This window comes from Gordonia sp. ABSL11-1 (assembly GCF_030315685.1).
Lineage (GTDB): Bacteria > Actinomycetota > Actinomycetes > Mycobacteriales > Mycobacteriaceae > Gordonia.
The window spans coordinates 1-736 of record NZ_JASXSI010000094.1; the positions used below are offsets into that span (position 1 = coordinate 1).

Consider the following 736-nt stretch of genomic DNA (forward strand, 5'->3'; position numbering starts at 1 on the left):
CCGAACGCGAACAGGAACTGCTCAATGTCGCGTTGAGTTCGACTGCGGCGCAGGTGGAATCGTTGGTGCGGTCGATGCGTGACATCGACCGGGGCGCGCGTGAGGACGAGTCCGGGACGATCGAGTCCTCAGGGCACTGGCGGTGGAACGACGACGGGCACCCTGTCGGTGACGTTGCGTCTGAACCCGCTCGACGGCGCGCAAGTGTTGGCTCTCGACGGTGCCGACATCGAGCCGGCCGATGACTCCGACCTCAGTGCCCGCTGTGGTTGCGATGGCCGACACCCTGCACAGCGCTGTCGACATCCCGGAAACCCGCGTCCGGCGCGGAGCTGCTCATCCACGTCCACGCTGATGACGTCGAGGACCGGCGCGATGATCACCTCGACGATGGCCCTGCTCTGGCCGAGGAGGACGTGGCCGACGCGCGCTGCGGTGCGTCGGTGCGTGACATCTGAACCCCGTCGCGGCGCAGTGGTGAAGTGGGGTCGCAAGCGGCGGGTGCCGACGGCCGCGTTGATCCGGATCGTGACCCTGCGCGATCGTGGGTGTCAGCATCCCGGGTGCGGTCGGACCCGGCACCTGCATGTCCACCACGTCACGTCGTGGGCTGAGGGTGGCACCACCGATCCGGACAATCTGATCCCGCTGTGCGGGACGCACCACCTGGCCCTGCATCGCGGCGATCTCGGCATCATCGCGAAAGGCAGACAGCAGTTCACCTTCCATCGACCGA

At 67.3% G+C, this 736-nt stretch carries 1 protein-coding gene; it reads left to right on the forward strand.

All coding sequences use genetic code 11. The features are described 5' to 3' along the window. Positions 1-447 precede the first annotated feature (447 nt). Positions 448-736, forward strand: a 289-nt coding sequence (locus QSJ19_RS26600; protein ID WP_286324060.1) for an HNH endonuclease signature motif containing protein, incomplete at its 3' end; no start/stop codon positions are given.